Source organism: Pediococcus ethanolidurans (genome assembly GCF_964062635.1).
GTDB lineage: Bacteria > Bacillota > Bacilli > Lactobacillales > Lactobacillaceae > Pediococcus > Pediococcus ethanolidurans.
The window spans coordinates 2,031,132-2,044,106 of the sequence record NZ_OZ061250.1; the positions used below are offsets into that span (position 1 = coordinate 2,031,132).

At 39.2% G+C, this 12,975-nt stretch carries 11 protein-coding genes and 1 pseudogene; 2 read left to right on the plus strand and 10 right to left on the minus strand.

Going from position 1 to position 12,975, the window contains the following annotated elements; translation table 11 throughout:
- Positions 1-7 precede the first annotated feature (7 nt).
- The 6 genes and pseudogenes from AB3219_RS10080 to AB3219_RS10105 form a co-directional block, all read right to left on the minus strand.
- Entirely contained in the window at positions 8-766 is a 759-nt protein-coding gene (locus AB3219_RS10080; RefSeq protein ID WP_367369435.1) for a YveK family protein, read from the minus strand.
- Between the two features lie 17 nt (positions 767-783).
- Positions 784-1,935 (minus strand): serine hydrolase domain-containing protein, encoded by a 1,152-nt coding sequence (locus tag AB3219_RS10085; RefSeq protein ID WP_367369436.1) that lies wholly within the window; start codon positions 1,933-1,935, stop codon positions 784-786.
- A gap of 227 nt (positions 1,936-2,162) precedes the next feature.
- Positions 2,163-3,190 (minus strand): annotated as a pseudogene (locus tag AB3219_RS10090) (IS30 family transposase).
- 112 nt (positions 3,191-3,302) lie between these two features.
- Positions 3,303-4,127: a bifunctional hydroxymethylpyrimidine kinase/phosphomethylpyrimidine kinase gene (thiD, locus tag AB3219_RS10095; protein WP_260365710.1), complete on the minus strand. Its 825-nt coding sequence runs from the start codon at positions 4,125-4,127 to the stop codon at positions 3,303-3,305.
- Positions 4,128-4,142: 15 nt separating this feature from the next.
- Positions 4,143-5,489, minus strand: coding sequence for a DEAD/DEAH box helicase (locus tag AB3219_RS10100; RefSeq protein ID WP_260365709.1), 1,347 nt, complete (start codon positions 5,487-5,489; stop codon positions 4,143-4,145).
- Between the two features lie 17 nt (positions 5,490-5,506).
- Positions 5,507-6,508, minus strand: a complete 1,002-nt coding sequence (locus AB3219_RS10105) for a Gfo/Idh/MocA family protein (protein ID WP_260365708.1) — start codon at positions 6,506-6,508, stop codon at positions 5,507-5,509.
- Positions 6,509-6,686: 178 nt separating this feature from the next.
- Between AB3219_RS10105 and AB3219_RS10110 the strand changes: the two genes are divergently transcribed.
- Complete coding sequence (locus AB3219_RS10110) at positions 6,687-7,061, plus strand: DUF4828 domain-containing protein (protein ID WP_260365707.1); 375 nt, start codon at positions 6,687-6,689, stop codon at positions 7,059-7,061.
- Positions 7,062-7,743: 682 nt separating this feature from the next.
- On the opposite strand, the gene AB3219_RS10115 is transcribed toward AB3219_RS10110, so the two are convergent.
- Positions 7,744-8,526: a GH25 family lysozyme gene (locus AB3219_RS10115; protein ID WP_216753327.1), complete on the minus strand. Its 783-nt coding sequence runs from the start codon at positions 8,524-8,526 to the stop codon at positions 7,744-7,746.
- 132 nt (positions 8,527-8,658) lie between these two features.
- On the opposite strand from AB3219_RS10115, the gene AB3219_RS10120 reads away from it, so the two are divergent.
- Entirely contained in the window at positions 8,659-9,984 is a 1,326-nt protein-coding gene (locus AB3219_RS10120) for an APC family permease (protein WP_260365702.1), read from the plus strand.
- An 86-nt stretch (positions 9,985-10,070) separates the two neighbouring features.
- On the opposite strand, the gene AB3219_RS10125 is transcribed toward AB3219_RS10120, so the two are convergent.
- From AB3219_RS10125 to AB3219_RS10135, 3 genes are all read right to left on the minus strand, one after another.
- Positions 10,071-11,027, minus strand: a complete 957-nt coding sequence (locus tag AB3219_RS10125) for a bifunctional oligoribonuclease/PAP phosphatase NrnA (protein ID WP_260365703.1) — start codon at positions 11,025-11,027, stop codon at positions 10,071-10,073.
- Between the two features lie 268 nt (positions 11,028-11,295).
- A complete protein-coding gene (locus AB3219_RS10130) occupies positions 11,296-11,745 on the minus strand; it encodes a helix-turn-helix domain-containing protein (protein ID WP_057807216.1) in 450 nt (149 codons plus the stop codon).
- 977 nt (positions 11,746-12,722) lie between these two features.
- Positions 12,723-12,959: a hypothetical protein gene (locus tag AB3219_RS10135; RefSeq protein WP_048687282.1), complete on the minus strand. Its 237-nt coding sequence runs from the start codon at positions 12,957-12,959 to the stop codon at positions 12,723-12,725.
- Positions 12,960-12,975 lie beyond the last annotated feature (16 nt).

Here is a 12,975-nt window from a genome sequence, read left to right on the forward strand (position 1 = left end):
TTTTCACCTAAACCCTTCGTCGCATTTTATTCGTTCTTTCACTAGTAGTAGCATTTGATTGTTCACGAACTTGACGATCAACATCCTTTTGACTGATTTCATTGACAATTCCTAAGCTTGTTAAACCTAAGTTATCCGTTAAGAAAGCCTCGTCCTTAACCGTCTTATCATTGAATTCACTGATGAAGGCTAAACCCACACCTAGGATCAACCCAAGAACAATTCCAGCAAGTAAATTAAGTTTAATTCTTGGTGAAACAGGACTGGAATTCGAAATAGCTTTAGAGACAATGGTGACATTATTAATACTCATCATTTTCACAATTTTCTTTTTGAAAACACTGGCTGTTTTATTAGCTACTGAAGCTGCTGTATTTGGATTAGTTGCTTTCACATTAACCGTGAAAACTTGTGAATTTGTTTCAGTTGCTACACTTACTGTACTGTCAGCTGATCCAGGTAAATTCTTAGTTTCTTTTTGAACCGTATCTTGAATCACTGGACTCGTAATAATATCTTTATATGTACTAATCATGGCAATATCAGCCTGAGTAGTCTGCAGCTGTGCTCCGGCCATACTAGCATCCAGTTTTCGATTAACTAAGATCTGAGTTTCCGCACTATATTTGGGCGTCATCACAAAGAAAGTCACCACTGCTGCTAATGCTGTAATGATAATCGTGGTTCCTAATATTAATTTAATATGTTTACGTAGCGTTAATAAAATTTCACTAAAAGTCACTACATTACTACCTGTTTGATCCATAACTTCCTCCAACTTGTCTATTCAAATGCCTTATTATAAATAATTGGTGCCGTTTGGGTATTCTTAATTCCTGTTGGTACATAATTGGTTAACAAGAAAACACCGTTCTGCTTTTTGGTATCAACTTGAATGCTGTCTTGATAGCCGCCTAACTGTCCATGCACGGTAAACCCGGTATCACTCGGATAAACGCCACCGGAGAATTTTGAGTTAGCAGTTTGGGTTAACTCTTTTACATTAGTTTTACTAATCAACTTACCACTTAATATGTAGAAGTAACTGGTGGTCAAGTCCTTAACACTCATATACATTTGATACGAGCCAAGCTTCGTACTCTGTAGTTTAGTCATCCCCGTTGTAGCCGTTTTACCACCTGAATAGCTATCTTCATAGGGGGTAGCTAATTTACGGCGTTGATCATCATTTAGGGCAAAACCACTATGTTTCAGACTTAACTTATCCAACAAATGAGCTTTAACGAATTCTCGATATGGCTGACCACTAGCTTTTTGAATGATCCCAGCTAACAGTACATAATTGACAGATTTATAATCATAACTTCCGGTTACCCCACTGCTGACAACATGTTGCTCATTCCATGAAAGTAAGGTTGGAAAACTTTCAGTTGCTTTAGCATTAGTAATTGTACTTAATCCAGAAGTCATATTCAGTAATTGGTCTACCGTAATATGTTTAGCGTGGCTTATTTCCGGATAATACTTACTTAACTTGTCGCTTAAGCTAAGTTTACCGTGCTCTTTCAAATACATCACTGATGCAGCTGTAATCAAGTCTTGTGCAGATCCAATTTGATACATCGTATTCTCAGTGTTCTTAGCACCATTTGGATACTTACTTTGCCCTCGCGATGTCACATAACTTAATTTACCGTTTCGAATAACTGCCACCGAGCCAACCAAATTATTAGCTTTTAAAGCTGAATCAACCTTCTTAGCATTCATATCGGTTTTGGCAGCTACCGGAACTGTATAAACAGCCTCAGTCAATTTATCACTTTGCAGATCATTATCTGAAGAGTTTTCAAAAAAGCTTTCATAATAACGATGTGCCATGCTATTTGTCTTGTACTTGGCCAATACAAAACATCCAACACTGAAAATTAATAGCACTGCAATAACTGAAAAAAACCAGAGTAAAAATTTTTTCATATAGATTGTCTCCGCTTTTAAATTTTACCACATTCAAGTTATACATTATCATTTTATTAGCATGCATGCAATGCCTATTTTATTCGTTTTCTAGTAATAAAGAAAAAGAAATCGTTATTTATATTTACCCGCAAACGATTTCTTGAAAAATGTATTATTTTACTTTTTATACAATTCTCGAATTGTCAAATCAAGTGCAACACTTACTAAATAAAATAGGAATTGGTCTAGGAAGCTGATCTAAAAGCTTTACTGAATGCTTTAGCACTCAGGTAGTGCAGGATCTTACGGGGCTTGTCGTTGATGGCATTTTGGATTTGAGCAATTTGGGTTTCAGTAAACTGCTTCAATGATTTTCCTTTAGGAATATACTCCCGAATCAACCCGTTGACATTCTCATTACTACCACGTTCCCAAGGCGAGAACGGATGTGCAAAGTAAATTTTAGGACCCTTAACTTGTGCAAGCTTTGAAAATTCACTGCCATTATCAAAAGTGATAGATTTAAACCAATCTGGATGTTGATTGATGACTTTTTGAAGAGCCTCTAAGCAAGTTTGTGCGTGATAATCTGGGATCTTTATGATTATTTCAAAGCGGCTCACCCGTTCCGTTAAAGTAAGCAGGGCAGGCTCAGAAGCCACGCGTTTTCCCTTAACTAGATCACCTTCCCAGTCGCCAAACGCTGTGCGCTTGGTGACACTTTCAGGACGTTCTTCGATCGAAGTACCTAATATCTTCTTATTATAGCGATCATGATTGTGCTTGCCCTTAACTCGTCGTCTAAGTTTTTTGGGCAAATCACTATTTCGAAGGTTCAACAGGCCTTGATCAATATAACGATAAACCGTGGGAACCGAAGGACATTTGAATTGCGGATAGTCGGCTTGAAATTGGTGGACGAATCCATCGACACCAGCTGATCTAAAGTGCTTTTTTAGCGTCTTGGTTAAGAGATTAAAAAAGTATTTACACGGCTTTAATAAGCCTTTTGAATGACAGTGTGAACGATGCTTTTCATAGACAGCTTGACCAGCATCAGCATAGTAGTTAGTGAAGAATAAGTAGTTAGTATCACGTTGTTTAACCGTGCCGCGATGTAACTCACGGCTAATCGTACTAGGGCTTCTGTGAAGAGCTCTCTAGCAATTTCACGAACAGTAACATTTTGGCGACTTAAAGTTTGAATCATGCCTCTTTCTTCAGGTTGTAGTTGTTGATAACCGGACATAGTGCTATTCTTTGTTTGGGTCATGGAGACTCCTTTCTTGAGTTTAGTCACTTTAAGTTTAGGTCTCCATGGCCTATTTTGTCTATTTTTGGTCTAGTTGATCAGGTGTTGCACTTGAATTGTAAATCGGGCCTTTTTATACAATTTTACCAACTTCTTGCATTCGGTACGCTGGATGGAAGACTGGGCCAAGGAACTTGTTCAAATCAAAGCCGTTTTGAATAGCGGCTGTATCGAACTTCTTTGCCAAATGAACCGCATCCGCGACACTCAAGCCATTGGCGAGGCCACCAACAACAGCGGCTGCAAATGTGCAACCAGCACCAGCATTGCGATCAGTGGCCTGTTTTTTAGAAGATAAGGTTTCAAATGTCTTACCATCGTAAAAGACATCCACAGCCTCAGCACTATCTAAGCCTTTGCCACCCTTAACCACGACATTTTTCGCACCAAGCTCATGAATTTTTTTAGCAGCTTGTTTCATTTCATCTAAATCATGCAACGTACCCATTCCAGATAAGACCCCGGCTTCAAACAAATTAGGGGTAGCTACATCTGCAAGTGGCATCAATAAATCACGAATTGCATTAGCTGCGTCCGGATTCAAGACATCGGTTTCGCCTTTACAAATCATCACGGGATCAATCACCACGTTTTTTAAGTGATGATCCTTAATTGCATGGTAGGCAATTTCAACCGTTTCTTGATCGCCAAGCATCCCTGTCTTCATGGCATCTGGATTGCCACCACTAAAGGCAGTTGCCAGCTGATCCTTTAAAAGCTGTGGATCAACTTGATTGACGTGATGACTCCAGTCCTTAGGATCCATCGTCACAATACAAGTCAAAGCCACCATTCCATAGGTACCAAACTCTTCAAACGTCTTTAAATCTGCTTGCATCCCACCAGCGGCACTTGTATCACTGCCGGCAATTGTTAAAGTTTTTAATGGTGTTGTCATTTCTCTTACTTCCTATCATTCATAACGTTCAATATTTTTGTGTCGCATTCCCTTTTTCTTGGAATGCTTTTTACGATTAATTTTTTTCTTGGGCTTACCACCAACAAACGCTGCCTTTACTGGTTTGGACTTTCCTGTTGGTTTCGTGGTTGGTTTTTCCGTCGTAGTCGCTGCTACCTTATTAGCACTAGTTTCGACTTTTTTTGTTTCAGCAACCTCTTCAGTATTGACGGTAACTTCTGGTGCTTCATCGTCAGTTAATACTTCTCTTTGATCCGTTAACTTTCCGTGCAATAAAAACAATGGTTTGAAGGTGACTTCAGGGATTAGTTTACGTAAATCACGTAAATCGTGATCATCCCCCATATTCACAACCATTCCGGTGTTGCCCATTCGACCAGTTCGCCCGGTACGATGGGTATAGGCCGTCGCATCTTGTGGTAAATCAAAGTTAACTACTGCTGGTAAGTCGGCAATGTCCAATCCTCTTGCAGCCATTTCCGTGGTTAACAATAGCTTAGCGTCACCCTTACGGAAAAGGCGCATTGCGGTGGCACGTTCCGTTTGTACCTGATGTCCCGCCAACTTCATGCTGGAAACATGTTGATGTTTTAATTCGGCAGCGACATGTTCCAACGTGGACACATGGTTAAAGAAAACCAAAGCTTGAAAATGTTTTAATTTAGCCAATCGGCGTAAATAAGTCACTTTTTTACTAGCAGCCACGCGGACCAGTCCATGAATCACTTCACCTTGAGTATCATCCGTTTTGCGGACATCGAATTGCTCAACATCAACCCCAAAGGTTTCCGAAAGTTTTTCCGCGGTGTTCGCTTGCGTTGCTGAGAAGAAAGCCAGTTGGACATCAACTGGTGCACTCATCACAATTTCACGCACTTCATCCAACGTTTCGCCATTTAGTAATTCATCGGCTTCATCCACCACAATGGTTTGCACATCTTTGAGTTTCAGACGACTTTCATGGATCAATGACAGCATGCGCCCTGGCGTACCCACGACAACCTCAGGATGTTTCTTTAAACGTTCAATCTGCCGTTGCATATTTGCACCACCGGTTAGTGAAGTAGCTTTGATATGATTAACGGCCCCCCACTGACGAAAAACATCCGTTGTTTGGACAGCTAGTTCCTGTGAAGGGGACAATACCAAAATTTGGGTGTTACCACCAGGAACCGTTTTTTCAAGTAGCGGTATGGCAAACGCGAGTGTTTTACCAGATCCGGTTGGTGCCAGCCCAATTAATGAGCGCTCTTCTTTTAATGGTTCATAAACAGCGGTTTGAATCGCCGTTTGGGCTTTGAAACCTTGTTGTTGAAAAAATTGTTCAAATTGCTTATCCATTTTTTATCCTTATCTGTTTACTTTTTATCATCCGGGAAAACGATTTTACCGGATTGACGTAAATTATACAATAGTTTGGTCACATTTTGACTTAAATCAAGCCATTTCCAATAATCTTGATCATTCTTTTCATTTTGCGGATCATTAATCACTCTGGCAAAGTCCGCAGCTTCACTAATCATCGGATTATCTGCCGGTTTTTCACTAATCAATGTTTCGTGACCATCAGCATCATGATAACTAACCGTTTCTAAATCAGCAGGATTACTCATCACAATTGTATCCTTCAGTCCATAAATTTCGGAAGGCAGATATGAATTACTGGTTTTACCAATGTTTAACGTGATGTCAAATTCTGGGTAACGCAGGATCGCCACGCCCTTGCCATCAACACGGGTCGGCGCAAGAGTTGGGTAATAAGCCACATCATCAGGCATGCCAAACCAGCCCACCGCATCATAGGCAACATACACCCCAAGATCTTGTAAGGCGCCTCCCGCAAATTTAAGAGTAAACACGTTCGGTTCTTGACCGGCTAACACAGCATCATAACGACTAGAATATTTCATGTAAGTTAACGTCGCACCTTGAATGCGGCCCAATTCACTAATTTGATTTTTTATGATTTTAAAATTTGGTTGATGAATCTGTCGAGCCGCCTCAAACAAACGTGATTGTGGATGTTGTTCCAGTGTTTCGCGCAAAATTTCCATTTGTTTGATATTAGCCACGATTGGTTTTTCAATAATCACGGCTTTGTCATTTTTAATTCCCAGCATTGCTTGTTCAAAATGTAAACTGTTTGGCGACGCAATGTACACCGCATCAAGCGCATCGTTGGCAAAGAACTCATCTAAATTGTCAGAAAAAATAGTGGCACCATTAGGTTTCCCAAAATCTTTTGCTTTTTCAACTGTTCGTGAATACACAGCAGTTAATTTATATTCTCCGGTCGCGTGTGCCGCATCAATAAATTGCTGTGTGATCCAGTTAGTTCCAATAATTCCCAGTTTAATCATAGTCTACCCTCCAATTTTTATTTCTTCGTTTCCTATTTTATCAGTGTTTTCAGGGTAAGTATATTTAAAAGGGAAGCACTTCCTAAAAATCGTTAAAATTTAATTAAATTGACATGTTTTTACCCTTTATAAATGCTATTCTTAGGGTAGAAAAATTTACTGAAAGGATTTGAGGATAGTGAAACTTAAAAGCATTGGTTTGTTCGCAGTTTCGTTTCTAACGGGAATTATGACATCAAGAAAGCTCCGAGAAAATGATATGCCTGAGCAACCTGAGAATCCCTTATTTTTTGTGGGCACATGGAATTATCGGACAAATGATTCGAATCGTATTCACACAGTTGAAATTCGCCCCAACTTTGATTTATTGCTCGATGACCACTTAATTAAAGCAAAAGTTGAGAATTGGGATAAGTACACCATCAGCTTTCTGGACAGTTACGGCTACCATATCCGAATCAAAGCAAACGATGATCGGCCAGTTTCCATTTACGACGAAACAGAAAATGCCACTTACCCTATTTTGAGGGGCAGTTACAAGGTCACAAAGTAAGCCTATGAATTTATCGACCTTAACTAAAGGTTGAAAGTATCAAAATTACTTCAATAGCTACTGTTAAACGACTTAACCTAAAAGGTAGGCTAACTGCCGTCCTGCGGCTCACTTGGTCTGGAACGGGGTGGGCACGATTTGAAGCCAAGAGGTACACTTGTCTTCAAACTCGGCCTTATCCTAAGCAATGAATTGCTAAGGATAATTTCACCCCTGAGACCAATCGCCTCCGGACTAAGAACGTTTGACACTTCAATAATGCTCACAACACTGATATCATAACTTTTATATCGATGTGTAGATCGCAAGAGTTAGATTTGGTCTGGAAGCAAATGGGCTCAGTAGTGACATTTATCTTAGCGGGTTTCGCTTAGATAAAGGCCGAGCTTAGAGACGTGTATTTCGGCTCTAAGTCGTGCCCACTACTACGTTTAGAAGAATGATTTTCGTTCCGAAAATCTTGATACTCCGTACGATGTCGATTCTTGTGGCAAAAATCAGCCGCAAGAACTCGCACTACGTTCCAGCCCAAATTTGCTGGAAGACGGCATTTTAATCTACTTTTGTTACTATGAACGCTTTTGTATCAGACAATGAGATGTGTTTTTGTACTTTCAAACTTTAGGACCTTCATAAAAAACGATTGTAACAGTTAGTAGTTACAATCGTTTTTTTAGTCTTATTAATTAATTTCTTGCCAAGTTTGCTTTTTCCCTGTAAATACTGAAGTTGCAAAACTTGTTTTTTGACCAGACACTTTCAAGTCAGCCGCGTTACTGTACTGAACAAATTCAGTTTGCTTATTGAGTTTTAATTTACTTAGTTTAGTTAAACTATCCACGACTAGCCATTGACGACTATCTGAAAGGTACGGTGTGATCATTTTTTTGGAAATCGTACTAGAAGTCCATACGATACATGGCGACGCATAGTAATTGGCAAGCTCTCGGGTTAGCGCACGTAGTTTCTTCCCTTGCTTAGCGCTATTAGGCGGATTATCCGCGTAATTGCCGTAGTACGACACTTGAATGGCAATGGGTAAGTTGCCTACTTTATGGCCAACCTTTTTAATAAAATACTTAGCCTGTGCATCTGCTGATTTATCAAAACTAAACACCAAATAAACGCCAACTTTTAAATCAGCTCCCTGAATTCGATCATAGTTTGCCGTAAAATTATCATCAAAATACGTTGTTCCACTCGTACTTTTCAGATAGGCAAACTTCATTCCCGCTTTTTGAACTCCTTGAAAGTCTACAAAACCATCTTGTTGTGACACACTTATTCCACGAATAGGATATTGTTGTAACGCCTTTGTTTGGTGAAATTTCCAGAAATGCCAGCCCGTTACACCACTGACAATTAAAAAAATAAGGAACAAAATCCACAACCAACGACGTCTTCGACCAGTTCTTTTATGTTTATAGGTGGTACTATAAATCGGTTTGATGTCTTGCTTAGCCAAATCAATTCATCCCCTACTGCTGTTTTTTCCCATTGTACACCATTTCCGATTTTGATGAGTTTTCCTTTTGTCCACCTGATAATTTCTGCTATAATAGGAGAATTGCTGAATACAAAAAGTGAGGAAAGTTTGATGCAACAAAAAAACGATGGTCTTAAAAAAGAAGTGGGTACTTTTGCGGCCCTTGCCACAGTGATGGGCACGGTCATCGGTGGTGGTGTTTTTTTCAAAGTTGCCAGCGTGGTAAGTGCCACCCAATCTGCCGGTCTAACTTTACTTGTTTGGCTGCTGGGCGGTTTCCTAACTATTTGTGCGGGTCTGACCAGTGCGGAACTGGCGGCTGCCATTCCAGTAACAGGTGGTGCCATTAAATACATCGAATATACCTATGGCAAACTACCCGCGTATCTCTTTGGCTGGGCACAAACACTGATTTATTTTCCTGCTAATATCGCAGCTTTGTCCATTGTTTTTGGGTCGCAAGTGGTTTCCTTAATGCACTTAAGTAACGCTGCTGCTCTGCCGGTGGCGATTCTCGCCGGATTATCAATCACTTTAATTAATTTCTTAGGCGCAAAAGCCGCTGGCCGCTTACAATCCTGGGCACTTATTTTTAAACTAATTCCCATTGTGATTATCGTTTTAGTTGGTCTGTTTGCACCCACTAGTGCAACATTAAACTTGCTGCCTAACCATTCAGCTCATACGAGTCTGTTTTCGGCATTTGCGAGCGGCTTGTTAGCTACCATGTTTGCCTATGACGGGTGGCTGGGAGTTGGCGCAATCGCCGGTGAAATGAAACATCCAGAAAAGGATCTACCACGCGCTATTGGGTGGGGACTGGCCTTTATCACCATTACCTATACCTTAATTAACTTAGTTTTCTTAAAAACTTTACCTATTTCACAACTTGCCGGCAACCTAAATGCGGCTTCTGAATCTGCCATTAAGCTTTTAGGGGTGATGGGTGGCAAATTAGTTACCATCGGTATCTTGATTTCTGTCTACGGTGCCATCAATGGGTACTCAATGACCGGTATGCGGGTGCCTTTAGCAATGGCCGAAGAGAATTCACTGCCATTTAGTGGGTTCATTCGCAAAGTCAGTAACCACACTGCTGCCCCATATGGCGCGGGAATCTTACAATTTGCCATTGCCCTTTTGATGATGGTTCTTGGTAACTTCGACTTATTAACTGATATGATCGTATTCGTTATGTGGATTTTTAGTCTCCTTATTTTTATCGCCGTTTTTATTCTCCGGAAGCGTGAACCAAACTTGATGCGTCCGTACAAAGTTCCTGGTTACCCAGTGATTCCAATTATTGCAATTATCGGTGGTATTTTCATTTTGATAACTACTATCGTTACGCAATTTACATTGGCCATGATTGGTTTAGCAGCCACTTTGCTTGGTATTCCTGTTTATTTCCTAACAAAAAAATATTATCGTAACTGATTTAGATCCAAAAGCAGATCAACCTGAAATTGACATTTCTACTGTCATTCAGGTTGATCTGTTTTTTATTAAAATAATTTTAACCACTAATTCGAAAGTAACGCATTAAGTTCCTCAATAATCTGCTCAATTTCAGCTTTGTTTTTGGCGTCAGCCCCACTTGACAGTGGATGATCTCCGCCGTGATGTTTCTTGGCAATATCATAAACAACCATCTTTTTAGAACGAAGATTAGCATGATAGGTATGATTCTCATTTTCTCTAAAAATTGCCCAAATTTTGACAGTTGCAATTTTTCCCACCACTGGAATAATTGTATCCACTTCTCCAGACGAAAGTGTCATTTTTTGAAGTATCTGCTGATTTAAAATAATGTATGCCAAACCCGAATCGAGGATGGTCACATTTTGTAAAACATAAGCCATTAACTTTGCAACCTTGGGTGACATATCTTCTTCAAAACGATTAACAGTTGGTGCATCAAAACCATATTCAAGTAATTTGGACGCCACAAAAAAGGTATACGAACTGGTATCATCATACAAGAATCGTCCCGTATCACCGACAATCCCTGCATACAAACAACGAGCACTATTTTTATCAAGTTTTAGGTGATTTTTAGAATGTGCAACAAGGTAATAGATCATTTCCGAAGCACTTGAGAATGATTCATCAGTCCAGTTAAGATCAGCAAAGGGATCCATGTTTACATGATGATCAATCTTAATCGTTTGGGCACCTAAGAAATAATGTGATCCAGAAATACGCTCACAGCTAGGCGTGTCTACCACAATAACTAACGCATTTGAATAAGTTAGTTCCTCAACGGATTGCATTTTCCCAATCCAATCAAAGATGGGTTCTTCTTCACCCACTGTATAGATAGTTTTATGTGGGTAAGAAATACGCAAGAGTTTTGCCAACCCGACTTGGCTCCCAATGGCATCTGGGTCAGCATCCCGGTGTCGCTGAACAATAACCGTTTGATACTTTTCAATTTCACTTAAAATCTGTTGTATGATTGCTTCATTACCCTTGTTCACTGCAAACACCTTCTCTTATTACACTCTAAAAAATCGCATAACTAAATATGGTATTTATCATACCGCCTGTTTGGTTGATTGGCAAAAGTATACCGACAAAAAACAATTCAAAAGTTCTGAAAAACACACATAGACTTTCAAGTTGTTTTTTATTAGCTTAGAGTAATACTGACACAAAATTTCACTTTATCTATTTTTTATTTTTTCAGAAATTTTATAACCAACTAGTTTAGACTTAACCGTTATTCCACTTTTACCAGGAAAACTATTATATGACGAGTTCATCACTATTTCTTTCAAAGTAATTCTTTAGCTTTTGAACAATAATTTTTGGCAGTCTATCGATATCATCAACAATCCATACTTTCAAAACAGTATCATTATTCATTAGAGCCCTCAACACTTTATTGTTAGCTTCAGATGGAAATGCTCCTGTTTCATATAATGCAACTGTATTTGGACTCCAGCCAAGCAATTTTGCGAATTCGCGTTGTGTTAAACCAATTTTTAACCGATATTTTTTTATTTCACCAGGAGAGACCAGCCTCAAGTCAGCACGATACCTTTGATTGGCAATCTCCACTGCCTGATCGTCTAACTGGGAATCGTCAACCAATGCATCAGTCTCGCAAGCAAAACGAGCAGGTGCCGTAACTTCATATTCATGACCATGAATCAAAAATGTATTCGTATGATCTTTAATATACGTTTTTGCCATATTATTTTACCTCCAAGCATTAATTCGACAGATGAAAACTAATGAATTTAACCTTACAATCACAAACTTATTATGAATACTTTATTTAGCCAGAGCGACATTTTTATTCACTTACAAACTCCCTCGTCACTTATAGTTTAACTTCAATCATTTGTGATCGCTACTAATTAGTAGCAAACTTTCGATAAAAAAATTGGCTAAATTAATTCTCCATACTGTTAATACACCATATTCTGAATATTAGTTTTATTTGTGTAACTAAAGGTTGAAAACATCAAAATCACTTCAAGAACCGATGCTAAACGACTTAGCCTATAAAAAATAGTTTAACTGCAATCCTGCGACTCACTTGGTCCGGAACGGGGTGACACAAGACTAATTGCCTCCGAATTAAGCGCGTTTGAAACTTCAATAATGCTAATATCATAATTACTATATCTGTACGTTGGTTGCAAAGATTAGACTCAGTCTGGAAGCAAATGGGCTCAGTAGTGACATTTATCTTAGCGGGTTTCGCTTAGATAAAGGCCGAGCTTAGAGACGTGCATTTCGGCTCTAAGTCGTGCCCACTACGTTCCAGCCCAAATTTGCTGGAAGACGGCATTTTAATCTAATTTCGTTAACATGAGCACTTTTGTATCAGGTAACAAGATGTGTTTTTGTAACTTCAACCTTTATTTATACAAAAAAAGACTAAGCAGATTACATCTACCTAGCCCAAAATACTTAATTTAGTTTTGTTCCAACACCGTGACACTTTCAACGTGCCACGAGCTTAGTTGGTCAATTACACATTCTTGCTAAACCGCCTTGTTAGGCGACCTTTGTTATTTGCAATAAACTAGCAAAATTGTTAACTCAGGGCTATAAATGCCGGATTTTGGTAAAATTCTGAGATGAATTATAGAGCCTAGATTTTGTGGGCTTGTGGGAACACATAGCTACTAAAAGCCGCTCAAAACATATGTGGGAATTTACTATTTTTCCTTATACCAAATGTAAGGTCTACCCTCAATATGTTTAAAGTTGTCTTCTCTCAAATAAATGAATTGATCTTCCACAATTTCATATACTTTATTATTATCCTTATCTCTAAGGTAATTACCATCACGAATCAATCTTACATTAGGATAACAATCATTATCATAATAATACCTACCATCCTCACTCCAAAGTGTTGTACCATCATCCACCTTGTGGAATTTGTCCTCCATGTATTTCCCCCTCCCT